At 71.8% G+C, this 24785-nt stretch carries 18 protein-coding genes; 6 read left to right on the top strand and 12 right to left on the bottom strand.

Features of this window, described 5'->3' with window-relative positions:
- Positions 1–14 precede the first annotated feature (14 nt).
- Positions 15–614 (top strand): TetR/AcrR family transcriptional regulator, encoded by a 600-nt coding sequence (locus tag HCN51_RS31145; protein ID WP_168014254.1) that lies wholly within the window; start codon positions 15–17, stop codon positions 612–614.
- 90 nt (positions 615–704) lie between these two features.
- On the opposite strand, the gene HCN51_RS31140 is transcribed toward HCN51_RS31145, so the two are convergent.
- Positions 705–1169, bottom strand: coding sequence for a MarR family transcriptional regulator (locus HCN51_RS31140; RefSeq protein ID WP_168014252.1), 465 nt, complete (start codon positions 1167–1169; stop codon positions 705–707).
- Positions 1170–1453: 284 nt separating this feature from the next.
- Between HCN51_RS31140 and HCN51_RS59950 the strand changes: the two genes are divergently transcribed.
- Positions 1454–3307, top strand: coding sequence for an extracellular catalytic domain type 1 short-chain-length polyhydroxyalkanoate depolymerase (locus HCN51_RS59950; protein ID WP_240973422.1), 1854 nt, complete (start codon positions 1454–1456; stop codon positions 3305–3307).
- Positions 3308–3372: 65 nt separating this feature from the next.
- Here HCN51_RS59950 and HCN51_RS31130 read toward each other — a convergent pair whose 3' ends face one another.
- Complete coding sequence (locus HCN51_RS31130) at positions 3373–4476, bottom strand: serine hydrolase domain-containing protein (protein ID WP_168014250.1); 1104 nt, start codon at positions 4474–4476, stop codon at positions 3373–3375.
- A gap of 180 nt (positions 4477–4656) precedes the next feature.
- Between HCN51_RS31130 and HCN51_RS31125 the strand changes: the two genes are divergently transcribed.
- Positions 4657–7419, top strand: a complete 2763-nt coding sequence (locus tag HCN51_RS31125) for a hypothetical protein (RefSeq protein ID WP_168014248.1) — start codon at positions 4657–4659, stop codon at positions 7417–7419.
- 61 nt (positions 7420–7480) lie between these two features.
- A complete protein-coding gene (locus HCN51_RS31120) occupies positions 7481–8425 on the top strand; it encodes a M28 family metallopeptidase (protein ID WP_168014246.1) in 945 nt (314 codons plus the stop codon).
- 27 nt (positions 8426–8452) lie between these two features.
- Here the strand turns inward: HCN51_RS31120 and HCN51_RS31115 are convergent, their stop codons facing one another.
- Together HCN51_RS31115 and HCN51_RS31110 are read right to left on the bottom strand one after the other, a co-directional pair.
- Positions 8453–8953 carry a hypothetical protein gene (locus HCN51_RS31115; RefSeq protein ID WP_168014244.1) on the bottom strand — a complete coding sequence of 167 codons (501 nt, stop codon included), beginning with the start codon at positions 8951–8953 and terminating at the stop codon, positions 8453–8455.
- A 51-nt stretch (positions 8954–9004) separates the two neighbouring features.
- On the bottom strand, positions 9005–10828 hold the full coding sequence (locus HCN51_RS31110) for a DUF1996 domain-containing protein (RefSeq protein ID WP_168014242.1): 1824 nt from the start codon (positions 10826–10828) through the stop codon (positions 9005–9007).
- 382 nt (positions 10829–11210) lie between these two features.
- Between HCN51_RS31110 and HCN51_RS31105 the strand changes: the two genes are divergently transcribed.
- Entirely contained in the window at positions 11211–12482 is a 1272-nt protein-coding gene (locus tag HCN51_RS31105) for an ABC transporter substrate-binding protein (protein ID WP_168014240.1), read from the top strand.
- A 43-nt stretch (positions 12483–12525) separates the two neighbouring features.
- On the opposite strand, the gene HCN51_RS31100 is transcribed toward HCN51_RS31105, so the two are convergent.
- The 6 genes from HCN51_RS31100 to HCN51_RS31075 all read right to left on the bottom strand — a co-directional run bounded on the left by HCN51_RS31100 (position 12526) and on the right by HCN51_RS31075 (position 20952).
- On the bottom strand, positions 12526–13395 hold the full coding sequence (locus tag HCN51_RS31100) for a phosphotransferase (RefSeq protein WP_168014238.1): 870 nt from the start codon (positions 13393–13395) through the stop codon (positions 12526–12528).
- A 62-nt stretch (positions 13396–13457) separates the two neighbouring features.
- Positions 13458–16454 (bottom strand): Ig-like domain-containing protein, encoded by a 2997-nt coding sequence (locus tag HCN51_RS31095; protein WP_206068104.1) that lies wholly within the window; start codon positions 16452–16454, stop codon positions 13458–13460.
- A 35-nt stretch (positions 16455–16489) separates the two neighbouring features.
- Positions 16490–17344: a carbohydrate ABC transporter permease gene (locus HCN51_RS31090; RefSeq protein WP_168014236.1), complete on the bottom strand. Its 855-nt coding sequence runs from the start codon at positions 17342–17344 to the stop codon at positions 16490–16492.
- Between the two features lie 18 nt (positions 17345–17362).
- The gene (locus HCN51_RS31085) at positions 17363–18334 is read right to left on the bottom strand and encodes an ABC transporter permease subunit (RefSeq protein WP_206068103.1); all 972 of its coding nucleotides are present in this window, start codon (positions 18332–18334) and stop codon (positions 17363–17365) included.
- On the bottom strand, positions 18313–19557 hold the full coding sequence (locus tag HCN51_RS31080; RefSeq protein ID WP_168014234.1) for an ABC transporter substrate-binding protein: 1245 nt from the start codon (positions 19555–19557) through the stop codon (positions 18313–18315). The genes HCN51_RS31085 and HCN51_RS31080 overlap by 22 nt, the downstream gene beginning before the upstream one ends.
- 84 nt (positions 19558–19641) lie before the next feature.
- Positions 19642–20952: an alpha-L-fucosidase gene (locus tag HCN51_RS31075; protein ID WP_346433862.1), complete on the bottom strand. Its 1311-nt coding sequence runs from the start codon at positions 20950–20952 to the stop codon at positions 19642–19644.
- Between the two features lie 59 nt (positions 20953–21011).
- Between HCN51_RS31075 and HCN51_RS31070 the strand changes: the two genes are divergently transcribed.
- A complete protein-coding gene (locus tag HCN51_RS31070) occupies positions 21012–21794 on the top strand; it encodes an RraA family protein (protein WP_206068102.1) in 783 nt (260 codons plus the stop codon).
- A gap of 101 nt (positions 21795–21895) precedes the next feature.
- On the opposite strand, the gene HCN51_RS31065 is transcribed toward HCN51_RS31070, so the two are convergent.
- Positions 21896–22861: an aldo/keto reductase gene (locus HCN51_RS31065; protein ID WP_168014228.1), complete on the bottom strand. Its 966-nt coding sequence runs from the start codon at positions 22859–22861 to the stop codon at positions 21896–21898.
- Positions 22858–24750 (bottom strand): DUF8034 domain-containing protein, encoded by a 1893-nt coding sequence (locus HCN51_RS31060; RefSeq protein WP_168014226.1) that lies wholly within the window; start codon positions 24748–24750, stop codon positions 22858–22860. The genes HCN51_RS31065 and HCN51_RS31060 overlap by 4 nt, the downstream gene beginning before the upstream one ends.
- Positions 24751–24785 lie beyond the last annotated feature (35 nt).

Here is a 24785-nt window from a genome sequence, read left to right as displayed (position 1 = left end):
TTAAGATGCGGGGCATGAGCTCCAAAACCGGCTCCAAGGCCGGGTCCAAGGCCGGGTCCAGGCCGGCGATCCGCCCCGGCGGGCGCAGCGCCCGGGTGCAGCAGGCCGTGCACGCCGCCGTCCGGGAGCTGGAGGCCGAGCAGGGCCGCGCCGCGCTGACCGTGCCCGCCATCGCGGCCCGGGCCGGCGTCACCCCCTCGACCGTCTACCGGCGCTGGGGCGACCTGCACGAGCTGCTGTCGGACGTGGCCGTCGAGCGCCTGCGCCCAGAATCGCCGCCCGACGACCACGGCGACCTGCGCGCCGACCTGTCGGCCTGGGCCACCCAGTTCCTCGACGAGATGGGCTCGGCGACCGGCCGCGCCTACCTGCGCGACGCGCTGCTCGGCGACCCCGACGGCTCGAACGCCGGCCAATGCTCCGCCTACGCCGCCGACCAGGTCGAGGTCATCCTCGAACGGGCCAGGCGGCGGGGCGAGCCCGCACCCGGGGTCGAAACGGTCATGGATCACGTGGTCGCGCCCATGATCTACCGCATCCTGTTCCGGCCCGACGGGCTCACCCCGCGGTACGCCGACGACCTCGTACGGAAGGTCCTGCCGACCGCCTCCTGAGCGGCGGCCACATCACCCGCCCAGCGTGCCGCCGAGCGCGCCGAGCAGGGCCGGCCGGGAGGATGCGCCGGGTTCGGCGTGGTACGTGGGCTACGGCTCGGGCGGCGGTGGCGGTTTCTGGGAGCGGGAGACCGAGGCCAGGGCGCGGGTGTCGTGGGGGAGGGCCCGGGCGCACAGGGTGAGCGTTTCCGCGAGGGTCGTGCGGTCCGTTTCGTCGATGTCGGCGAGCATGACGGCTTCGATGCTGTCGAGGGAGCGATCGCACCGCCGCAGGGTGTTCAGGCCCTTGGGGGTGAGACGGGTGCGCAGTGCGCGGCCGCCGCGGGGATGGGGGTCGCGGCGGATGAGGCCGCGTTGTTCGAGGTCGCGGATGACCAGGTTCATCGCCTGCGGGGTGACGAAGGCGATGCGGGCCAGGTCGGCCGAGGACGGGGCGTCGCGCAGGCGCAGCTCGCTGAGCGCCATGTATTCGGTGGTCGTCAGGCCGTGCCGGGCGAGTGCTTCGTCCAGGCAGGCGCGGATGCGGCGTTCGAGCCGGAACACGAGGTAGCTCACACGGGGCGGAGGCGAGTCCGGCGCAGCGGCCGCGGGGACACCCGGATCGGTCACCAGGAGACGATATCGCGCCGCTGTCGGAACGGGCTCGATGAAAGTTTCCTCACCCCGTATCAAGGACCTTGATAGCAAGTTACTTGATAACCAGGGGAAACGGCTTTCTACCAGGTGAAGCGGCGAGCGCGGGCACCCGCCGGACATTGACGGTGAATCGCAGCCCTTCTATTTTCCAGCGACCGAGGTCGATCCGCGGCGCGCCGCGGACAGGGAGAGGAGGAGCGCGAATGAGACGACTGACCAAGGCGCTGGCCGGTGCCTGCGCCGCGGCGCTCTTTGCCGTCATGACCGTGGTACTCGGATCGCCGGCCGCCGCTGCCAGCCTGGTCGAGGTGACCAGCTTCGGCAACAACCCCGGCAACATGCGGATGCACGTCTACGTGCCGGACTCGCGCCCGGCCTCGCCGGCGATCGTGGTCGCCATGCACGGCTGCGGCGGCTCCGGCCCCGGCTTCTACCAGGGCAGCGAGTTCGCCTCGCTGGCGGACCGGTACGGCTTCGTGGTCATCTACCCGAGCGCCACCCAGTCGGCCGGTTTCGGCAACTGCTTCGACACCTGGTCGGACGCGGCCAAGCGGCGCGGCGGCGGCAGCGACCCGGTCTCGATCATCTCGATGATCGAGTACGTCGAGCGGACCTACCAGGGAGACCCGAACCGCGTCTACGCCACCGGCAGCTCGTCCGGCGGCATGATGACCCAGCACATGCTCGCCCTCTACCCGGACGTGTTCAAGGCGGGCGCGTCCTTCATGGGCGTGCCGTTCAACTGCTTCGCCGGCGCCTCCGACTACCCGCCGGGAAGCAGCAAGTGCACCGGCGGCAGCATGGACCGCACGCCCCAGCAGTGGGGCGACGCGGTCCGCCAGGCGTACCCCGGCTATTCCGGCCCGCGCCCGCGCATCCAGCTGTGGCACGGCACCGCCGACACCCTCGTGCCCTACTCGCTGCTGCGGGAGTCGATCGAGCAGTGGACCAACGTGTTCGGGCTGAGCCAGACCCCGACGAGCACCGACACCCCGCAGTCGGGCTGGAGCCGCAGCCGGTACGCCGACGCGTCCGGCACCGTGCAGGTGGAGGCGTACAGCATCCAGGGCGCCGGGCACGTCCTCCCGCAGAGCGGCATGGCCATGTACGCCGTCCAGTTCTTCGGCCTGACCACCAGCCAGACCGACACCACGCCGCCGACCACGCCGGGCACCCCCGTCGCGTCCAACGTGACCGCCACCAGCGCCACGCTGACCTGGACCGCCTCCACCGATCAGGGCGGCTCCGGCCTGGCCGGCTACAACGTCTACCGGGAGCAGGGCGCCACCGACCCGCAGCTCGGCCAGTCCACCACCGCCTCGATCACCCTGACCGGGCTGAGCGCCAATACGCAGTACCAGGTCTACGTGCGGGCGCGCGACGGCGCGGGCAACCTGTCGGGCAACTCCGCGCCGGTCACCTTCACCACGACCGCCACCGGCGGTGACACCACGCCGCCGACCGCCCCGGCCGGGCTCACCGCCTCGGGCACCACCGCCACCGCCACCACCCTGACCTGGACGGCCTCCACCGACGACACCGGCGTGACCGCGTACGAGATCCTGCGCGCCCCCGGCGCGACGGGCGGCACGTTCACGCAGGCCGGCACCTCGGCCACGACCTCGTTCACCGACACGGGCCTGACGGCGAGCACCACCTACCGCTACCAGGTCCGGGCGCGCGACGCGGCCGGCAACATCTCGCCCGTCTCCGGCACCGTCCAGGTCACCACCCAGGCGGGCACGACCGGCACCTGCTCGGCCACCGCGACCGTGCAGTCCCAGTGGGGCACCGGGTACGTCATCCAGCCGCTGACCGTCACCAACACCAGCACCTCGACGATCAACAGTTGGACCGTCACGTTCACCCTGCCGGCCGGGCACACGCTGACCGGCTCGTGGAACGCCACCGTCACCACCAGCGGCCAGACCGTCACGCTCAAGAGCGTCGGCCACAACGGCACGCTCGCCCCCGGAGCCAGCACGACCAGCGTCGGCTTCCAGGCGAGCAGGCCCAGCGGCAACACCGCCCTGCCGTCCGGCTACACCTGCGCCTGACCGCCGGCGCGAGCTTCCCTTGGTCACGGCCCGTCCGGGACCGGGCCGTGACCAAGGGCGGATCCTCAGCAGAACACCTCCTTGACGAGCCTCCGCTGGGCCTTGCCGAACGCCGCTCCGATCGACAGGCCGGCGTCGTCCACCCAGTTCAGTACGCCGGTCAGGGTCTTGGCGCCGTCGGGCGTGCTGTACATCAGCGCGGCGGAGCCGACCGTGCCGCCGTTGTGGGTGATGACGGTGCCGCCGCACTCCGTCGTCTGGACGAACACGCCGAGCCCGTAGCCCATGCCCGGCAGGCCCGTGGCGCGCGGGGCGCACATCTCGGCCAGCAGCGGGGCGGGCAGCAGCGCGCCCCGCGTCAGCGCGGAGATGAACGTGGCCAGGTCCCGGCTGGTGGAGATCATGTCGCCGCCGGTGGAGACCCAGGAGGGGTTGTGGCGGGTGATGTCGATCGTCTCCTGCCGGCCGGCGTCCTCGTGGCGGTAGTAGACGTGGGCGTGCGGCTCGGGAAGGTCCGGCGACGCGTCCGGCACCACCGTGCCCGACAGACCGAGCGGCTCCAGGATCTGCCGCCGCATCTCCTCGGCCAGCGGGCGGCCGGTGACCTTCTCGATCAGCAGCCGCGCCATCACGTAGTTCGTGTTGGAGTAGCTCCAGCCCGTTCCCGGCTCGAAGCGGGCCGGCTTCGACAGCGCCAGGCGTACCAGCTCCTCAGGCCGGTAGGTGTGGAAGCGGCGCTCCAGCCACTCCTTGCCGGTGGCGCCGTAGGGCACGGGGATCCCGTGCACGATCGAGCCGTCGTCGTACACCTCGCCGGTGAAGTTGAACAGGCCGCTGGTGTGCTGCAACAGCATCCGCACCGTGATCCGCGGGTCCAGCCCGAGCTCGGGCAGGTAGCCGGCCGCCGGGGCGTCCAGCTCGACCCTGCCCTCGGCGACCAGCCGCAGGACCAGGGTCGCGGTGAACGTCTTGGTGTTGCTGCCGATCCGGGCATGCCCGTCGACCGGCGGCCGCGCGGTGCCGCCCAGCTCGGCCACGCCGGCGCTGCCCGCCCACGCGCCCTGCTCGTCGTGCACGCGCAGCGAGACCGCGAAGAATCCGGACTCGACGATCTCCTCGATCGCCTCGCGCAGCTCCGGACGATCCGAGCCGGAAAAAGTGGTCGTCATGATGGGTCGCCCTTCTGGAAGGTGTCGCGCCTGGATCGGCGTCGGGACGAGCGTCCACCCTGACCCAAGGTCAACCTCAACCCCAATGCTGGGGAAACTCCTAGGCCGTCCCCCGAGGCAGGCGGCCCGTCCCGCTCCCTACCGTGAAAGTCGTCATCGACTCACTCACCGGGACCTGCCATGACTGACACCCCCCATCACGACCCGGACTTCCTCCGCGTGACCCCCGGCGTCGGGGAGCAGGTGCGCGACGACGTCCTGCGCACGTTCAGCGACCCCGCCGGTACGCGCGAGCGCGCCGCCTCCGCCCGCGAGGCGATCGAGCGGTTCATGGCCGGCCGGGCGAGCGACATGAAGACCGGCCCGCTCGACCTGCGCGAGGTGGACGCGTCCGAGGGCATCAACACGCTGCGCATCCGCTACCAGCAGTACCACAACGGCCTGCCCGTCCTCGGGTCCGGCGCCCAGGCGGTCGCCGACATCGAGCAGGCCGGCGTCACCAACGTCGACAACACCACCGACGGCGACCTCGCCGGCGCGCCCGACCCCGCGCGGGCCCGCCCGTTCGAGGAGGTGCGCGAGCGGGTGACCGCCGTGTTCGCCGGATACGCCGGGACGGCGCAGGTCCACCGGCACACCCTCGGGTACGTCCGCGACGACCACCGCCCGCCGGTGCCCGCAGAGGACTACCCCACGGCCCCGGCCGCGCTGCTCGCCACGGGCGCCGCGCCCGACGGGGCGATCCACCTCGTCTACGACTGCGGCGTCGAGACCGGCGACCCGTACGAGCAGTTCCAGGTCGTGGCCGACGCCGTCTCCGGTGACGTGCTCTGGGTGGCGCTGCGCGGCAAGTACGTCACCGCCGACCTGAGCGTCTTCATGCCCGACCCGGTCAGCGAGTCGGACGACGCCACCCTCAGCTCCGCATCCGGCGCCGCCGCGCTCGACGGCTCACGGCACGTCGTCCAGGCCGAGATCGACGCGGCGGTGAACGGCCGGTTCGCGCTCCAGGGCGACTGGTTCAGGTGCGTCGACTGGGACACGCCCACCTTCGCCCAGCCCGACGAGCCGGCCGCCGCCTTCCACTACCGGACCCACCCCGCCGATCGGCGCTTCCTCAGCGCCAACGCCTACTACTGGCTCGACACGTTCGCCCGCTACCTGCGCGGGCTCGGCCACCCCACCCTCAACCAGAACATGCGCCGCGTGGACGTCGACCCGCAGGCGTTCGACGGCGCCGACAACAGCCAGTGGGTGCCGGGCACGCCGCCGCGCATCCGCTTCGGCGAGGGCGGCGTGCCGGACGCGGCCGACACCGGGGTCATCCTGCACGAGTACCTGCACGGCGTCTTCGAGTTCCTCGGCAGCGACCACGGCGGCTCGCTGTCGTACGAGCACAGCTTCTGCGACGCCATCGCCGCCGTCTTCCGCGACCGCACCGCGCTGACCCGGCACCGCCGCGCCGAGACGTTCCCGTTCGACAACAACGCCACCGACCGGTGGAGCGAGACCCGCACGCTCGACCGCACCGAACGCTTCGACGACGACGGCTTCGACGGCTTCGAGCACAACCTGCGCAACTCGATGCTCGGCACCGCCGTCTGGCAGACCTACCTGGCGCTCGGCGGCGACTCCGCCGACGCGGGCCGCCGCCGGGACGCCTCCGACGCCGTCATCAAAACGTTCCTGGAGATGCTGACCATCGTCCCGGACAGCTCCTCGCAGGGCGCCGAGCACGCCCGCTCGCTCGCCGAAGGCATGATCAGCGCCGACCAGCGCATCACCGGCGGCCTGTACGGCAAGGTCATGGACGCCGCCTTCGTGGCGCGCGGCCTGTGGCCGCCCCGCCCCGTGGACGTCTACATCGGCGACAGCGACGCCGACACCGGCCTGATCCCCAGCCCTGAGGTGCACTGGACCTCACCCGACATCTGGGTACGCAACGTCTCGCCCGCCGACGGCGACGACCCCGCCCAGGGCCACCAGACGCCCGTCGTGGGCCGCCCGAACTTCCTGTACGTCCGGGTCCGCAACCGCGGCACCCAGCAGGCCGAGGCCGGGACGTTCACCGTCGAGGCGTTCCGCTGCGACCCCGGGACCGGCATGATCTGGCCCGCCCACTTCCAGTCTCTCGGGACGCTGCCCGTCGCCGACCCCATCCCGGCGGGCGGGTCCGCCCGCGTCGGACCGTTCGCGTGGACGCCGGAGCTCGCCGGGCACGAATGCCTGCTGGCCGTCGCCCACGGTGCCGCCGACCCGGCCGTCACCGCGACCCTCACCGGGCCCGTCCCGCACGACCGGCTCGTCCGCTACGACAACAACGTCGGACAGCGCAACGTCGTCCCGCAACTGTCGGTGCCGGGCGGCCGGACCAAGGTGTCGCTGTGGCTGCGCGGCGGCACGCGGGCCGGCACGAGCACACTGAGCGTCGACGCCGGCGCGCTGCCCTCGGACAGCACGATCGAGATCAGGACGGCCGCGCGCGTCGTCACCGGCGCCGCCGCCACCGGCTTCACCGGCGCCGGCGGCGCCACCGGTTCCCCGGCGGGCGGTGCCGCCGCCGTGCTGCGGCTGCGCGGCGGCGGCGAGGGCCGGCTGACCGGCTTCCCGCTGCTGCGCGACGACCGCGTCGGCGTCGAGGTGGTCATCGACGTCTCCGGCAAGGCCGAGCACCTCCAGACCTACCCGCTGGTCGTGACCCAGTACCGGGACGGGCTGGCGGCCGGCCGGATGACGATCGAGACGGTCGCGGTCAAGGAGACCGAGGGCTTCTTCTTCGGCGACCCGGAGACCGGCGAGCTGCACGTCGCCACCTGCCCCACCTGGCCGGACCTCCCGCCCGAGCGCAGGGAGCCGTTCGAGACCGAGACCGGCGCGCTGGCCCGCGGCTACCACGGCTGCCCCCACTGCCTGCCGAACCTCGCGGGCGGGAGCACGTCATGAGCCGGCCGCGCGGGCGAGGACACGTCATGAGCGGGCCACGCTCAGCAGGCCGGAGGGTGCCATGAGCACGCCGCCGCCCGGATACCCCGTCCCGGACAAGCGTTACCCGCCCTCGGCCAGCGTCCCGGTCGCGCGCTCCAAGTCGGCCGAGGCCGACCGCGACCCGCGCGTGGCCGCCCTTGTGGACCTGATCGGCCCGGCCGCGCTGCGCGAGCACGTGGCGGAGCTGGCCGCCTTCCCCACCCGCCACACCTTCTCCCCGCACCTGGACGCCGCCGCCGGCCGGCTGACCGGCCGCCTCACCGACGCCGGCTACGAACCGGCCCGCGTGCCCTGGACCCGCTCCGGCCACACCGCCGACAACGTCGTGTGCGACAAACCCGCCGACGACGGGACAGGCCGCCTGCTCATCCTGTGCGCGCACTACGACTGCCGCATGGCGACGGCCGGCGACAGCGTGTCGCGGGCGCCGGGCGCGGACGACAACGCCAGCGGCGTCGCCGCCGTCCTGGAGATCGCCCGCGTCCTGCGCGACGTGCCGCTGCGCGACACCATCCGGTTCGTCCTGTTCTCGGGGGAGGAGCAGGGGCTCTGGGGCTCCTCGGCGTACGCGGAGGACCTGGCCGCGGCCGGCACCCCGGTGCACCGCCTGATCAACCTCGACATGATCGGCTTCCGCCCCCCGGACGGCTCCATCACCGTGGAACGCGACCTCGGCAACGTGGTGCCCGGCAACGACCGGCCCTCCCGCGAGTTCGGCGACGTCATGGCCCAGGCCGCCGCCGACTACACCGACCTGCCGGTGCGGCTCGGCCCCATCTTCGCCAGCGACTACATGCCGTTCGAGGCCCGCGGCCACGTCACGATCGGCGCGTACGAAGGGGAGGGCAACCCGCACTACCACGACACCTCGGACGACGTGGACACCCTCGACTACGGCTACCTGGCCGACGTCACCCGCCTGACCCTCGCCACGCTGCTCGCGGTGAGCCTGCCGCCGGGCTGAACAGGCGGGCTCCAGGCCGCTCGGGCGTCAGTGCGGGCTGTGGGACGGGCCGGGGCGGGCGGCGCCGTGCTCTTCGACGGTGCCGCCGAGCCGCTTGCTCAGCTCCTGCATGAACGACTTCGACTTCGCCGACAGGGCCCACCGGTCCCCGACGAGGTAGAGGCCGCCGTACATCTCGGCGTAGTCGAGCCACTCGCGCTGGCCGGCGGCCGTGTCGAAGTCGAGGAACACGTAGGGGACGCCGTCGCTGACGCATTCCCCCTGGCGGTAGTCCAGGGCCTTGAGGGTGATCCTGGCGGTGCAGCCGATGGTGGCCGCCAGTTGTTCGACGGTGTACGTGCGCTGGGGCTGGGCTCCGGCGGCGGCGATGCCCGCCGCCGGCCGCGGCCCGTGCCCAGTGTGCGCCTGGCCGCCGCAGCCGGTGAGGGCGAGCGCCGAGGCGAGGGCCAGCGCCAGGACCGCCGGCGCGGCGCCCCGATCGGGTCGCGGGTGGGAGAAGCCGGCCATGATCTTGCCCTTCCTCTTCACGTGACGTCGCCGCTGCCCCCGGGGTCCTGGGGGCAGCGGCGGGTGAGGCGGTCAGCGGCAGCGTCTGCCCGCGTTGATGCAGTCGACGACCTGCCGCATCTGCTGCTCGTTCATCAGGTTGATGAAGTCGCTGTGGTCGGTGATCGGTTTGTGCAGCTCTTCGGGGAAGCCGTCGACGGCGAAGTTGGGGCCCTGCGGCACGTTGTAGACGAGCCGGTGCTCCAGCGCCGGGATCGGCTGGAAGCCCTGCGGGCAGCTCCCGTCGGCCTGCGGGAAGGTGACGTGGGTACGGTGGTTGGCGCTGTCGATGTTCTGGCCGTCCCAGCAGCTCTGGAAGTCGAAGACCCGCACGAGCCAGCTGCCGCGCGGGCAGAGCGGGTACTTGTCCGTCAGCTGGCGGTTCTCGAACCCGGTGCACGTCCACCCGGCGTTCGGGTCGGCGCCGCCGACCCGGGCGTTGCCGGTGATGATGCGCAGGAACTGCGGAGCGGGCACCACCTTGGCGGTCGGGTTGCCCTTGAACGTGATCTGCACCTGAACCGGGGTGAGGATCTTGCCGACGTTCAGGTCGAGACCGCCGCCACGCTGGTCGGCGTCGAACTCCTCCTGGCCCAGCGCCCGCACCACCGGCCAGTAGTGCGTGGACTTGTCGCCGTTGCGGCACGTGGTGCCGGCGGCGAGCAGGCTCTCGTTCGTGGACTGGTTGTTGGTGGAGACGTTGCCGACGTAGTCGTGCGTGTGCTGCGCGCCGTTGGACACGCCGGGCGCCACGATCACGTTGTCGGAGTTGAAGATCCGCCGCTCGTTGCGGCCGCAGTCCACGCTGAACGTGCCTCGGGAGCCGTTGCGCTGGGTGCGGGGGGTGTTCACGTTCGGTCGTACGGAACGGATGTCGACGAAGTCCTCAGGGACGGGACCTCTGGCCTGCCCGCCACCGTTTCCGCCATTCCCTCCATCGCCGCCCTGGTCACCCTGGTCGCCATTCCCGCCGTTGTCGCCATTGCCGCCGTTGTTGCCGCCGCCTCCGGGGTTGCGCAGCTCGCAGGTCGCCAGGGTCTGGAGGCCGGCCGGTGCCCGGGCGCCGGCGCGCTGGAAGGCGATCGCGATGCGTTGCAGGGTGGCGGCGCGCTTGTCCTTCAGCGGGCCGAGGATGGCGTTCTGGACGAAGTTGGGGCCGCCCTGGCCGGCCGAGTTCGCCAGGCGGCGGTTGGCCTCGGCGAGCTGGGTCTCCAGCTGCTGAAGGTTGCGTCGCACCTCTGCCTGGGCGCGAGCGGGGACCTGACCGAGCCGGTCCGCCACGGCGGGGCAGTTGATCTGGCCGGGAGCACCGTTGTTGTTCTGGCCGCCCCCATCACCCTGACCCTGGTCGCCGTTGTTGCCCTGGTCTTCGTTGTTCTGGCCGTTGTCGCCCTGGTCACCGGTCTGCTGTCCGTCATCGCCCTGGTTGCCGGTGTCCTGCCCGCCGTTCTCCTGCCCGCCGTTCTCCTGCCCGCCGTTCTCCTGATCGCCGTTGCCCTCGTCGTTCCCGTCGTCCTCCACCGCGCAGGCGGCCAGGTTGCGCAGTCCGGAAGGAGCCTCGGCGCCGGCGCGCTGGAAGGCGATCGCGATGCGTTGCAAAGCGGCGGCCCGCTTGTCCTTCAGCGGGCCGAGGATGGCGTTCTGGACGAAGTTGGGGCCGCCCTGGCCGGCCGAGTTCGCCAGGCGGCGGTTGGCCTCGGCGAGCTGGGTCTCCAGCTGCTGAAGGTTGCGCTGCACCTCCGCCTCGGCGCGAGCGGGAATTTGTCCCAGCCGGTCCGCCACGGCGGGGCAGGAGATGACCGACGCCAAGGCCGTGGCCGACGCGGCGGCCGCACTGGTCACGAAGCCGCTGCTCATGACCATCAAAGCGGTGAGCAGGCCCGCCGTTCTTCGGCGGGCACGCGAGGCAGGTCGATGTCTCATCACAATCCCTCCAGCTGTGATCGCGGCTCCGGCCCGCCGCCCACGAGGTGTGTTCGTGAAAGGGGCGCGGCCGTCGCCATCCCGAGATACGCGGGATCACCGGGGAGAGTTCGACCTCACGTAGAAGCCTGCGTACCGGCCAGAGGTTGTGATGCCGTTTCACGGGTTCCCGGCGGCGTGCGCGACACGGGGAGTCAGGGTAGCCTTGCGCGATCTTCTTCGGTTCCGGTCCCGGCATCCGCCCGGACCGGCCCGTGGTGTGCCCACCACGAGACCGAAGCCGGCCCCCACCCCCCGGCCACACAGGAGGCAGAGCATGGGCTCCGGTACCACGAGGTGGGCAGCGGCGTCGCTGGCCACCGCTGTCCTGATCGCCACGTCGGCCTGCGGCGGCGAGAGCGCCGGTGACCAGGTCACCTTACGTTTCTCCTACTGGGGCAGCGACGTGCGGAAGCAGCGCACAGAAGCGGCGATCAGGAAGTTCGAGGCCAAGTACCCGCACATCGACGTCGTGGGGGAGTTCTCCGGCTTCGGCGACTACTACGAGAAGCTGACCACGGCCGTCGCGAGCGACGCCGCACCGGACGTCATCACGATCGAGATCCGCGGCCTGCGGGAGTACGCCGAGCGCGGCACGCTGGCCGACCTGTCCGGCCGGGTCGACACCGGCGAGATCGACGGCAAGGTGCTGGCCACCGGCGCCATCGGCGGCAAGCAGTACGGCATCCCCACCGGGGTCAACACCTGGTCCCTCATCGCGGACCCGAAGGCGATCGCGAGCGCGGGCCAGAAGCCGCCCGGCCCCACGTGGACGTGGGAGCAGTATATCGACCTGGCGGCCAGGATCACCGCCAGGAGCGGCGGCAAGGTGTACGGGACGCAGCAGGCGTTCAACCCCGCCTTCCTGCAGATCTTCGCCGCGCAGCGGGGCGAGTCGTTCTACGAGGGCAGCAGGATCGGCGTCTCGGCGGCGACGATCAAGGCGTGGTGGGCCGTCCACCGCAAGCTGATCGACACCAAGGGCTCGCCCGACGCCGCCAAGAGCATCGAGCTCAGCGCCCAGAACGTCGACCACTCGCTGTTCGCCACCGGCGACGGCGCGATGGGCATGTGGTGGAGCAACGAGCTCGGCGCGATCAGCAAGGCGTCGGGCGGCAAGGACATGGAGCTGCTGCGCATGCCGCGCGCGCGGGGGGCCGCCACCGGCGGCATGTTCCTGCAGCCCGCGATGTTCTACGCAGCCTCGGCCAGGACCGGGCACCAGGCCGAGGCCGACGCGTTCATCGACTTCATGGTCAACGACCCGGAGGCGGGCGCGATCATCCTCAGCGACCGCGGCCTGCCCGCCAGCTCGAAGGTGCTGGCGGCGGTCCGCGACCACCTTCCCGAAGCCGACAAGAAGACGCTGGCGTTCCTGGACGAGATCAAGGACGAGCTCACCGACCCGCCGGCCGCCCCGCCCAAGGGCGCCAGCGCGATGGAGGAGGTGCTCAAGCGGTACACCGACGACGTCCTGTTCGGCCGGATGAGCCCGGACGAGGCGGCCAGGAAGTTCCTCACGGAGGCCAACGCCCTCATCGCCGGCTGAGCCGGAGCAGGGCCGAAACAGGGCCGGGGCCGGTCCCGGTCGTTCAGCGGTAGCCGACCAGCCCGTCCGCCAGCTCTTCGTCGTCGCCGTCCCGGTACGCGGACAGGGCCTGTTGCAGGGCGAAGGTGCCACGGATGGCGGCGATGCGCGCGGCCACGCTCCGGTCCGGCCGGCTCGCGAGCACCCGGCCGAGGAAGCCCTGGCCGTAGCTCGCGCCGATGGCCGCCAGGTCCTCGGCCGGATCGCCGAGCGTCACCTCGTCCCAGTCGATCACCCCGCTGAGCCGCGGCAAGCCGCCGTCGCGGACCCACAGGACGTTCTCGGCGCCGAGGTCGCCGTGCACCACCGCGTCGGCGAGGTCGGGAAGGTCGTCGAGCGCCGCGAGCTCCCGCCCGGCCCGGCGACGCCCGCCGCCGGACATGAGCGGGAACAGCTCGGCGCGCACGTCCGCCGCGAACCGCCGCCACCGGCCCCGTGGCGCCGGCAGCACCGCGCGGGCCTTCTCGTCGGCGCCGGCCCTGGCCAGCCCGGACAGCAACGTGACGTACTGCGCCGCGACGGCCTCGGCCACCTCGGGATCGCCGAGCGCGTCCGCCTCCAGCGGCGCTCCCGGGATCCGGCTGAGCACCAGGAAATCCGTCCCTTCGCGCAGCGGCTCAGGCGTGCCGCACCCGAGGTCGAGCCCGGCCAGCACGCGCAGGACGGCGGCCCGCCGCGGCAGCCGGGCGGCGGCCGCGGCGGTGCGGGGCAGGCAGACCACCCGGTCCGCGGCGATCACCACCTGGTGGAACTGCCCCTGGCGGACCGCGAGATCCGCCGGCCCGACGTCCGGCAGCAGCCGGCTCAGCAGCGCGCGGTCCGCCGGCGCGAGGCGCGCGCCGTCCTTCTCCTCACCATGCTCGGATGCACTCACAACCGCAGATCATGCCGGACGGCGCGGCCCGGGGCGCCACCCGCGGCGCCCCGGGCACGGCCTCAGGACGCCCGTGGCAGCGAGAACGTGACGTCGTCGAAGTCGAGGTGCGTGAAGCCCTCGGCGTAGAAGCCGACCTTGCCCGACGGGTTGTGCGCCGGGTTCTCGCCTTCGAGGACGGTCTCGCCGCCGACGCTGACGCTCACCGACGCCCCCCGCACCGTCATCCGCACGTCGTAGACGGTGTCGGGGCGCAGGCCGCGCTCGGCCGGCAGGACGGTCTGGGCCAGCGTCCGCCACTGCGCGTCGTAGAGCGTCCAGGTCGGCCCGGCCGCCGCGTGCCGGTAGCGGACGTAGCCGCTGCCGCCGTTGGCCTGGCGGTCGTACATGATGAGGACGGCCCCCTCGGGCACCTGCGCGGGCGTGCGCAGCCGGTACGCCAGCGCGTAGTCGGTGAAGGCGCGGTCGAGCAGCCCGTTGGCGCCCTTGACGATCCGGTACCAGTGGTTGCCGGCGGCGTCGGCGACGATGGCGCGGTTGGGGTCGACGGGCCAGCCGTTGCCGCCGGACTCGAAGTCGGTGGCGTGCATGACGCCGTCGCCCTCGCTGACGGTGACGGTGGCCGTGTCGGTGATCTCCGGGTGGGCCTTGGAGGCGACGGTGACGGTGGTGGTGCCCGGCATGAGCGCGGTGACCGCCCCGGCGGCGCTCACCGTGGCCACGGCCGGGTCGCTGCTGGCGTACGTGACCGCCTGGTCGGTGGCGTTCCACGGCACCGGCTCGGCCCGGACGGACACCGTCCTGCCGAGCGGGACGGTCAGCTCGTCGCCGGGCAGGTGGAGGGCGGTCAGCTCGATCCGGTCGGGCCCGCCGGGCAGCCCGACCTTGCCCTGGGGGCCTATCTCGGCGAACGGGACGGCCTTGAACCCGGGGATGCGCTGGAAGACCTCGGCGTCCGCCTTCAGGGAGAAGTCGCCGGACTTCCAGTCGGTGAAGCCGGGGTCGCGGTCGGCCACCCAGTTGCCGGCGTAGTTGAGCAGGTTCTTGACGTCCCGCGCGCCGTGCTGGTTGACGCTGGTGGCGCGGGCCAGCTCGGGGTTCCAGACGAGGTTGTTCTCGAAGTAGTTCTTCGCGGGGAAGTAGTGGTTCTCGTCGAAGAAGGTGAGCAGCTCGGGGTACTTGGTGGCGTACGGGGTGCCGGCGAAGCCGCCGTTCTCGTCGAACAGCTTGCGCCAGGCGGGCAGGTAGTTCTTGTCCACCGTGTTGCCCGGCTGGTCGCCCATCCACATCTCGTAGTTGTCGTACGGGACGTGGGTGTCGACGAAGATGTTGTTCCTGGCCTTGATGTGGTCGCCGGAGCCGCTCTTGATGGCGTCGTTGCCCATCCGGTAGAAGACGTTCTCGTCGATCGTCAGGCCCATCGTCAGGTTGTCGGGGTAGACGCCCTCGACGCCGCCGCGCCCCTCGCCGATGTGGTGGAAGTAGTTGCGCCGGATCACGGTGCCGCGCTCGTGCGGCGTCATGCCGGCGTTCATGTAGATGGCGCCGAGGTCCTGGAAGTCCTGGCAGATGTCGTAGATGTCGTTGTACTCGATGAGATGGTCGTTGCCGTGCACGATGATGCCGGGGTGCGGCGCGTCGTGGATCTCGTTGCCGCGCGCGGTGTTCCCGACACCGTCGAACATCACGCCCGGGTTGTACGCCTTGTGGTAGTAGGCGAAGTCGTGGATGTGGGAGTTCTCCACCCGGTTGCGGCCCGGCTCCAGGGTCTTGTCGTCGCCGCCGTTGAGCACGACGCCCACGCCGCCGACGTGCCGGATCGTGGAGGACACCACGGCGTGGTCGCGGCCCTTGGTCTTGTCCGGGATGCCGTCGTAGACGTAGCGGCCGGCGGAGTTGATGTAGACGCCGCCGTCGGAGAAGTTCTGGATGTCGCTGCGCTCGATGGTGACGTGGCTGCCGCCGAGGATCACCGCGGGCAGGCTGCGCCCGTACTCCAGGGCCAGCTCCTGGAAGGAGACGTGGGAGGTCCCGGCGGTCTTGATCATCGGCTCCTTGAGCATGGTGACGGTGATGTCGCCCTGCTTGGTGCGGAAGGCCGCGTTGGGCATCAGGTAGAGCACGCCCCTGGCCCGGTCGATGTAGTACTCGCCGGGGGCGTCCAGCTCCTCCAGCAGGTTCTGGGCGAAGTGGAAGTCCGGGTACCACGACTTCATCAGGCCCGACATCTCGCCGTAGCGCAGGGTGATCGTCTTCGCCTCGGTGTCGATCTTGGCGATCTTGTTGTACGACCACTCCCAGCTGTAGCCGAAGATGCCGTCCAGCCAGACGTCCTCGGCCTGCGTCCAGTGGCGTGGCCGGTCGTAGCCGTAGCTGAACGTGCCGCCCCGGTTCTGCAGGTCGGCGTCCTTCACGGTGGGCCCGGCGTCGATGATCTGGTTCATCTGGACGGTGCCGTCGTTGGGCCAGCGGGCCAGCGTCATGCCCTGGCCCGCCACGTACAGCTCCATCGGCGGGACGGTGCTGACGTCGTTGGCCTTCCAGTAGCCGTGCCGGCTGAGCTGCCCGTAGTCGGTGATGCCGAGGGCCTTGAGGTCGGCCTGCAGCACCTTGCCGCGGGCCGGCTCGTCCACGATGCGCCGCAGCACGGCCTCGTCGGTCACCGGCGTGAAGCTGTCGTGGGCGAGCTGCCGCCCGCCGGTGAGCCGGGCCGTCTCGCCGGGGTAGGAGCGGTAGACGACCGGCGCCTTCGCCGTGCCGGAGTCGCGCTGGTCGAGCGCGAACGACGCGGTGCGCTGGTAGGTGCCTTCGCGCAGGTAGACGGTCACCCCGCCGCGGGGCAGGCCGTGGCGGGCCTTGAGCTTCCTGATCGCGTCCCTGGCCCCTTCCAGCGTACGGAAGGGGCGGCCTTTCGTCCCGCTGCCGGCGTCGTCACCGCCGGGTGCGACGTAGAGGATCTTCCCTGGTGCGGTCCCCGCGTGCGCCGGCGCGGGTGCCGCCGCCAGGGGTAACAGGAGACAAGCCGCCAACGTGGCGCACAACCGTCGTCTGATGGACACTGTTCCGCCTTTCCGAGATGGGGGGTGGGGCTCGCTCAGCCCTTGAGCGCGCCGACCGTCAGGCCGCTGATGATGTGCCGCTGCATGTAGACGAAGAAGATGATCACCGGGGCCACGGCGAGGAGCAGGTTGGGGAAGACCTTGGTCATGTCGGTCGAGTACTGGCTGATGCCGGCATAGATCGCGGTGGTGACCGTGTAGGTGCCGGAGCCGGGGCTCAGCAGGATCTGCGGGCTGATGAAGTCGTTCCAGATCCCGATCGAGTTGAGGATCAGCACCGTGATCACGGCCGGTCGCGTCAGCGGGAAGATGACCTGCCAGTACGTGCGCAGCCGCCCCGCCCCGTCGATCGCGGCCGCGTGGTCGATGTCCCGGGGGACGGTGCGGATGAAGCCGACGAACAGGAAGATGCTCACCGGCAGCGTCATGGCGACGTCGTGCAGGATCAGCCCGGCCACCGTGTTGCCCAGCCCGATCGCGCGCAGCACGTAGATGAGCGGCACGATGAGGGCCGAGGCGGGGATGAACGTGCCGGCCAGGAAGAACAGCAGCAGGAACTGGGTGCGCCGCTTGAGGCTGCGCGCGATCACGTACGCGGCCGGCCCGGCGAACAGGATGCACAGCAGGTCGACGGCCACCACCAGCACGAGCGTGAAGCCGTAGCTCTTGAGCACGTTGTACTGGGGGCTCTGCACCGCCGCCGCCAGGTAGTCCAGCGAGATCCTGGCGAACGGCAGCGAGAACGGGCTGTTCTGGATGTCCTGCTGCGACTTGAAGCTGTTGACCAGCAGCAGGTAGACCGGCACGGTCATGACGGCGAACAGCAGGGTCAGCAGCGCGACGCGGACCGGCGACGGCCGCCGCGCGCCGGCGCGGGGGTTGGGGGTCATGGAGGCTCCTGGGAATACCTAGCCGGTCGCGGCCCGGTCCTGCCGGTTGCGCAGGGCGGTGACGACGACCGACAGCGCGGCGGAGGCCACCATGAGGGCCACGGCCTGGGCGGTGGCGAAGCCGACGTCCGTGCCGGCGAACGACTTGGTGAGGATGACGTACGCGATGGTCTCGGTGGCCCCGGCCGGGCCGCCGTCGGTGAGGCTGACGACGATGTCGTACACCTTGATCAGCCCCACGAGGTTGAGCACCATGGCGACGGTGACGACCGGCGCGATCATCGGGATGACGATCCTGCGGTTGATCTGCCGCCGGGACGCGCCGTCGATCTGCGCCGCCTCGACGAGCTCGCGCGGCACCGTCTGCAGGCCGGCCACGAACAGCACCACGTTGAAGCCGAAGCCCGCCCACACGATGACGCCCACCAGCGTGATCACCGCGAGGTTCTCGTCGAACAGGAAGCCGACGGGGCCGATGCCGAGGTCGGCGAGGGTGTTGTTGATCGCGCCGTTGGTGCCGAGGATGGCGCTCCACAGGAAGCCCAGGATGAGCGAGCTGATCACGTGCGGGTAATAGGCGAGGGTGCGGAAGAAGGAGTTGGCCCAGTTCCGCTCCTTGAGCTGCAGCGCGTAGACCAGGCCCAGCCCGAGCATGCCCACCGACCCGAAGAAGGCCACGATCACGGTGACCACCCCGGCCCTGGTGGTGTCGGGGTCGTCGAACAGGCGGGCGTAGTTGTCCAGGCCGACGAAGGCCGCCGCGGAGAAGCCGTTCCAGTCGGTGAGGCTCAGGTAGAGGGCCACGACGACCGGGACGATCGTCATGACCGTGTAGACCACGACGGCGGGGGCCAGCATGCCCGCGCTCAGCGCCGCCTCGCGCAGGCGGCGGCTCCGCGATGACGGGCCGCCCGGTGTGCCGCGATCCGGTTCGGGGCTCCGCGCGGCCGGCCGCACGGAGCCCGCGCTCAGCCCTGCGAGTCCCACCACTGGTCCAGCTTCGTGGCGACGTCGGCGGGCGAGGCGCCGGTGAACAGGGACTGGATCTGCTTGTTCAGCTCGTCGGCGTAGCCCTGCACCGGCTGCCGGTCGCCCTGCTTGACCAGGACGACGGGCGTCTCGTCGAGGACCTTCTGCACGCCGTCGCCGAGGCTGGAGACGTCATAGGAGAACCCCTTGCGCAGGTTGCCGTCGGCGGCGAGCTGGACCTTGATGGCCTCCTCGTCCGTCACCAGCCACTCGACCAGGTCGATCGCCGCCTCGCGGTGCCTGGACTGCGCGACCACCGTGTACGGCTGCGCCATGTTGCCGAACTGGCCGGGCGGGTACGCCCCGTCGGACGGCACGGGGAAGACGCCGATGCCGTCGCTCTTGCCGGCCTCGTCGGCCGCGGGCACGAAGTACGAGCCCATGATGTACATCGCCGAGTCGCCCTTGAGGAAGGCGGCCTGGCCGTCGGGGTACTGCAGGCCGAGCGCGCTCTTGTCGAGGAAGCCCTGGTCGAGCCATGACCGGTAGAGCTCGTAGTACCGCTTGTAGCCGCTGGCCGCGAACGTCGTCTGGCCCTTCTTGCGCTTGACCGTCCAGTCGGGGTCGGCCGTGAGCACGCCCGCGTCGGCCAGCATGCTGAACTGCGCGCCGGTCACCCACTGGCCGGCGGTCTGCAGCGGCACCAGCCCGGCCTTCTTGAGCTTGCCCATCGCCTCCTCGAACTGGGCGATCGTCCGGATCTTGGCGGCGTCGAGGCCCGCGTCGGCGAACGCCTTCTTGTTGTAGAAGACCAGCGACTGGATCTGCTCGCCGACGCCGACCACGTAGTGCTTGCCGCCGATCGCGTACGCGTCGAACAGCGGCGTCTTGGCCGCCCACGGCTCGCCCGACAGGTCCACGAAGAGCTCGGCGGTCTCCGGGGTGGGCACCACGTGCTGCGCGATGTCGGGCGGGTCGCCCGCGGCGAGGTCCTGGCGCAGCTTGGCCTCGGCCTCGATGGTGCCGGTGAGCTCCAGTTGCACGCTCACGTCGGGGTGCTTGGCCTCGTAGCGGTCGAACAGCCCGTTCCAGAACTGCTCGGTGAGGTTGGGCGTGATGTTGACGATCATTCGCAGCGTGGTCTTGCCCGTCGCGCTGTCCGTGCCCCCGCTACCGCCGCCGCACGCCGACGTCGCCGTTAACGCGAGGGCCGTCGCCGCGGCCGCCAGCAGTCGCCTGTTCATGTTCCTACTTCCATCATTAATCGTCTATCGATAGGTGATGTTATTTCGCGTGCCTCACTTGTTCAAGAGCCAGTTCGTGCGGCCTCAGGGTTCCTCGCCGTGCAGCACCAGCTCGACGACCGGCAGCAGCACGTCCGGCCGGGCCACCGGCAGGGTGAGCGTGAGCGTGCCCGGCTCGCGGCCCGGGGGAGCGAGGTTGTTGTGCTCGTGCTCGCCGCCGTCCAGCTCCCGCATGCGCACCTCCGAGCCGTCGTGCAGGAACTGCGCGTACCGGACGCGGCCGGCCAGCCCCGGCAGGTGCGCGTGCTTGAGCGGCCAGGCGAGCAGGTGCAGGTAGAGGCGGTCGCCGCGCTGGGTGTAGAGCGCGTTCGGCGGCGGCTCGTACGCGCTGGGCCCGGCGCCGTGCACCGCCCGCGCGTGCAGGGACGTCCACGCCCCGATCGCTCGCAACGTCTCGGCGGCCCGGGGGTCCAGCGCGCCCCGCCCCGTGGGGCCGACGTTGAGCAGCAGGTTGCCGCCGCAGGCGACCGACTGCACGAGCATGCGCACCAGCAGGTCCGGGCTCTTGTAGTCGTGGTTGTCGCGGTCGTAGCCCCACGAGCCGTTCAGCGTGTGGCACGCCTCCCACATCACCTCCGCGCCGTCGCGGGTCAGCGGCGCGTCCGGCTGGTACTGCTCCGGCGTGACGTAGTCGCCCGGGATGCCCAGCCGGTCGTTGACCACGATCCCCGGGCTCAGCTCGCGGACCATCGCCATCAGCTCCGCCGCGCCCCACTCCTCCGGTCCTTTCGCCGGATAGGTGAAGTCGAAGAACAGCAGGTCGACGGGGCCGTAGCCGGTCAGCAGCTCCCGCACCTGCCCGTGCAGGTACGCCCGGTAGCGCGCCATGTCACGCCCCTTCGCCTCCTCAGGCGGCACGCTGTCGCGCAGCGGGTGGTAGCGGTCGATGGTGAAGTCGGGATGGCGCCAGTCCAGCAGCGAGTAGTAGAGCCCCACCCGCAGCCCCTCCGCCCGCATCGCCTCGGCGAACTCGGCGACCAGGTCACGCCCGGCCGCCCGGACGGAGGTGTAGTCCGTCAGCGCCGAGCCGAACAGGCAGAAGCCGTCGTGGTGCTTGGCGGTCAGCACCGCGTACCGCATGCCCGCCTCGCGCGCCGCCCTGGCCAGGGCGGCGGCGTCGAACAGGTCGGGGTCGAACCGCTCCAGGTAGCGGTCGTAGTCGGCGTCGGACATGGCCTCGCGGCTGCGCACCCACTCGTGCCGCGCGGCGAGGCTGTACAAGCCGAAGTGGACGAACAATCCGAAGCGCGCCGCCCGGAACCACTCCGCCCCGGCCCGCTCCGCCGATCCGTCTGACATGGGCGTCTCCTTCCGCTGTTGACAGCCCTCGACGATCGGCAGTTACATCTACCATCGATAGGCGATAATTGTCGACGTTTGGGTGGATGCAACGCGTGAACACGAACATGCAGGAGACCTACGAGACGATGCTGGGGCCGGCGCAGTCCTCGCCCTTCGTCCGGCCCACCGCGCGGATGGTGGCGGCGCTCGACGGCGTCAGCGCCGCCACCGCCTGCGCCAAGCTGCACCAGATGGGCATCACCCGCACCTTCATCGACGGGCCCGTGCCGCTGCACCGCGAGCCGGACGTCCGTGTCGCCGGGGGAGCGGTCACGCTGCAGTTCCTGCCGCAGCGTGAGGACGTCTTCTCCGGCGGCGAGCAGGAGGACGCCGAGCGCAAGACCGCGCTGTGGGCGGTGCTGGAGACCATCAGGCCCGGCGACGTGCTCGTCGTGTCCGCCCAGGCCAGCCACTTCACCGGCTGCCTCGGCGACATGCTGGTCCGCTACTTCAAACTGCGCGGCGGCGCGGGCATCGTCGTCGACGGGCGGGTACGCGACGCCGCCCGCGTGCGCGCCCTCGGCGTGCCCATCTGGTGCACCGGGGTGACGCCGCACTACGCCTCGCAGACCGAGCTGTTCCCGTCGGCGTTCAACGTGCCGGTCGGCGTGGGCGGCGCGCTCGTGACGCCCGGCGACCTCATCGTCGCCGACGAGGACGGCGCGGTCGTCGTGCCGCAGCGCAGCGCCGTCGCGCTCGCCGAGGACTCGCTGCTGCACCAGGACCGCGAGGAGTTCGCGCGGCGGCGGCTGGACGAGGGCGGGCGGCTGTCCGACTACTACCCGCTGACCGGGGCCGGGCTGGAGGAGTACCTGGCCTCCCGCGACGCGGGCTGACCCCCGGGACCTGCCGGGCCCGGTTCACGCCGGGCCCGCTTTTATGGCGGGCCGCTTTTATGAGGGCTCGGTCACGGCTGGCCGGCAGGTCCCAGGGCCGGTCACGCCTCCAGGAGCTCGGGCGGGACGAAGCCCTCCGCGGCGAGGCGGTGCCACAGCTCCGGCGGGATCTCGGTCCGCGCCGCCGCCGCGTTGGCGCGTACCTCCTCCGCCGACCGGCACCCCACCACCACCGACCCCACGGCCGGATGCAGGTACGGGAACCGCAGCGCCGCCGCGGCGAGCGGCACCCCGAACTCCGCGCACACCTCCCGGCACCGCCGCGCCAGCGCCAGCACGTCCGGCGGCGTCTCGCGGTAGTGGAACATCGCTCCCGGCTTCGGGTCGGCCAGCAGCCCGGTGTTGAACACCCCGCCCACCACCACCGTGGTCCCCGTCTTCGCGCACAGGGGCAGCAGGGTCGTCAGCGCGTCGTGGTCGAGCAGCGAGAACCGCCCGGCGATGAGCACGACGTCCGGCTCGAACTCGGCCACGTACGCCGCCAGCGGCTCGCAGTGGTTCATCCCGAAGCCGATCGCCCCCGCCAGCCCCTCCTCGCGGATCCGGCGCGCCGCCGGATAGCCGGTGCGCCGGACCTCCTCACGGAAGTCGTCCGGGTCGTGCAGGAACAGCACGTCCACCGCCGGGCGGCGCAGCCGGCGCAGGCTCGACTCCAGCGACTCGCGCAGGCCGCGCTCGCTCCAGTCGGTGACCACCCGCTCCCCGGGCCGCAGCAACCATCCGGCCTTCGTCGAGACCACCGCTTGAGGAGCCGCGCCGCCCGCCGCTCCGCCCGCCGCTCCGCCCGCCGCGCCGCCCGCGGCTCCGCCCGCCGTGCTCTCGGCGAGAGCCCGGCCGAGGCGGTCCTCGGCCACCCCGTGGCCGTAGCGGGGCGCGGTGTCGAAGTACGTCATGCCCTCGGCCACGGCGGCGGCCACCGTGGCGGCCGCGTCCCGCTCGCTCACCTGCGCGAACAGGTTGCCGATGGGCGCGGTGCCGAGCCCCAGCCGGGGCAGCGCGACGCTCATCCCGCCACCTCCCACGGCGGCGTCGCGATGACCGGGCGGGCCGCGTGCAGCGTCATGGACAGCGTCAGCCGCACCTGTGTCCTGGCCGGCAGCCGGACGCCGACGTGCGGGCCCCCGACAGGGCGGGGCGGCTCGTCGTCGGCGCCGGCGGTGTCGATGCGGTGCTCGGCGAACGCGCCGCCCTGCACCACCAGCGAGCGCTCCGCGCCGCCCAGGTTGACCAGCTCGATCACCGTGCGGTCCGGGTCGATGGCCGACACCAGCGCCGCCACGTCCGGCGGCAGCCCGGGCCGGCGGCGCCCGGCGTCGAAGTAACGCACGTGCATCTGGGCCAGGCCGCCGTTGTAGAGCACCTGCGGCGAGCCGGTGGTGAGCTGCAGCAGCGCCTCGGTGACGACCGGGTTGCGGTCCTGCCAGTCGTGGATGCCGAACGCGTCGGGCCCGACGGCCGGGTCCACCGGGTCGTTCTCGATCGCGGCGACCCGCTCGGCACAGCTGTCGGCGGCGCTGCGCAGCATCCGCTCGGGGTAGCCGGGGTTGCGGCCGGCGAGGTACTCGTACCAGGGCTCCTCGTGGCCGGACTCCTCCTTGGTGCGCTGGGTGTGCACCGCCGTCCAGTCCCAGCTCGACGCCTCCCGCAGCCGGTCGATCCGCTCCCGGTCGGCGGCGTCCCTGCTGAAGTGCCACAGCGCGACCGGGAGCTGGGTCGGCATGACGTTGTGGTCGAACCAGCCGGAGTCGTCGCGGCGCATCGGGGCCAGCAGCGTGGGCTCGTCCGCCAGCCCGCGCAGGTGGGGCCGCCAGCGCTTGGTGATCGTGCTGACCTCGGCGGGCCGCCGGGGCGCCGCCTCGCGCAGCACCGCGTCCAGCGGGTTGCGGGCCAGCTCCAGGTAGGAGCGGTCGCCCGTCAGCAGCGCCGCGTTGGCCGCGCCGATGATCGCGGCGCTGCCGACCGGCGGCAGGCCGTGCGGCCACGACCAGCCGTAGTGGCCGCCGTACCAGCGGCCGTCGAGGTGCTCGCCGACGATGCCGTGCGTGCCGGCGTTGTCCGGGACGATCTCGCGGCCGTCCAGCCGCTCCCGCCAGGCGTCCACGTACTCGCGCACCCAGGCGGCGTGGCGCTGCTCGCCGCCGAGGAGGTAGGCGTTGGCGACGAGGCTGGTCGCGGCCAGGTTGACGATCGTGTCGCCGCGCCCCATGCGCTCCCACATCACCTTGCCGTACGCGCGGGCGCGCGCCGGGTCGGCGGCCAGCTCGTCGAACGGCGCGGCCTCGTCGATCCAGTCGAGCGGCAGGCCGTAGGGGCGCAGCGCCAGGCTCCACGGGAAGTAGACGTCGTGGTCGCTGAAGCCCCAGCGCGGCCCGGCGGCGCCGTTGTGCGGGGCGCGGATCACCCGGTGCTCCGGGTCGTAGTTGGGGCCGCCGGGCAGGTAGAGGTCGGCGAAGCGGGCGGCCAGCTCCCGCAGCTCGCCGTCCTCCGGCTCGGCCAGGCACAGGCCGTAGAACAGCAGCAGGCCCTCGCCCTGGTGGAACCAGTCGTAGCCGCGCTCGAAACCGTCCACCAGCATGCCCATCTCGCTGAGCTGCGCGGTGACGCCCCGCCAGTGCCGGCGGGCCGCGGCCAGCACGTCGTCGCTGCCGCCGAGCAGGTAGAGGGTCGGCCAGTTGAAGAACGCCTCGTAGAAGTCGTCCACGCCGTCGCGGCCGTCGAGCCCCTGCCCGAGCCGGTCGCGGAAGACCAGCCGGCCGTCGCCCTCGGTGTAGCGGCCGGAGAAGATCCGCCACGCCTTCTCCTGGGCGGCGAACAGCTCGCGCTGCAGCCCGGCCCACGCGGGCGGGTCGGTCACGGTGCGGCTCGCCCGCAGCGCCGGCGGGTGTGAGATGCGCATGAGAACACCAATCGTTCATCGATAGCCGATGATAT

The sequence above is a fragment of the Nonomuraea composti genome (assembly GCF_012034275.1).
Lineage (GTDB): Bacteria > Actinomycetota > Actinomycetes > Streptosporangiales > Streptosporangiaceae > Nonomuraea > Nonomuraea composti.
The sequence above is the reverse complement of the archived record's forward strand: the minus strand, read 5'-3'. Positions and strand labels throughout refer to the sequence as shown.

Coding starts and splice junctions, on each gene's coding strand:
- HCN51_RS31110 (WP_168014242.1), bottom strand. CDS start 10,828: ATGAGCAGCGGCTTCGTGACCAGTGCGGCCGCCGCGTCGGCCACGGCC.
- HCN51_RS31105 (WP_168014240.1), top strand. CDS start 11,211: ATGGGCTCCGGTACCACGAGGTGGGCAGCGGCGTCGCTGGCCACCGCT.
- HCN51_RS31060 (WP_168014226.1), bottom strand. CDS start 24,750: ATGCGCATCTCACACCCGCCGGCGCTGCGGGCGAGCCGCACCGTGACC.
- HCN51_RS31080 (WP_168014234.1), bottom strand. CDS start 19,557: ATGAACAGGCGACTGCTGGCGGCCGCGGCGACGGCCCTCGCGTTAACG.
- HCN51_RS59950 (WP_240973422.1), top strand. CDS start 1,454: ATGAGACGACTGACCAAGGCGCTGGCCGGTGCCTGCGCCGCGGCGCTC.
- HCN51_RS31145 (WP_168014254.1), top strand. CDS start 15: ATGAGCTCCAAAACCGGCTCCAAGGCCGGGTCCAAGGCCGGGTCCAGG.
- HCN51_RS31125 (WP_168014248.1), top strand. CDS start 4,657: ATGACTGACACCCCCCATCACGACCCGGACTTCCTCCGCGTGACCCCC.
- HCN51_RS31120 (WP_168014246.1), top strand. CDS start 7,481: ATGAGCACGCCGCCGCCCGGATACCCCGTCCCGGACAAGCGTTACCCG.
- HCN51_RS31130 (WP_168014250.1), bottom strand. CDS start 4,476: ATGACGACCACTTTTTCCGGCTCGGATCGTCCGGAGCTGCGCGAGGCG.
- HCN51_RS31065 (WP_168014228.1), bottom strand. CDS start 22,861: ATGAGCGTCGCGCTGCCCCGGCTGGGGCTCGGCACCGCGCCCATCGGC.
- HCN51_RS31090 (WP_168014236.1), bottom strand. CDS start 17,344: ATGACCCCCAACCCCCGCGCCGGCGCGCGGCGGCCGTCGCCGGTCCGC.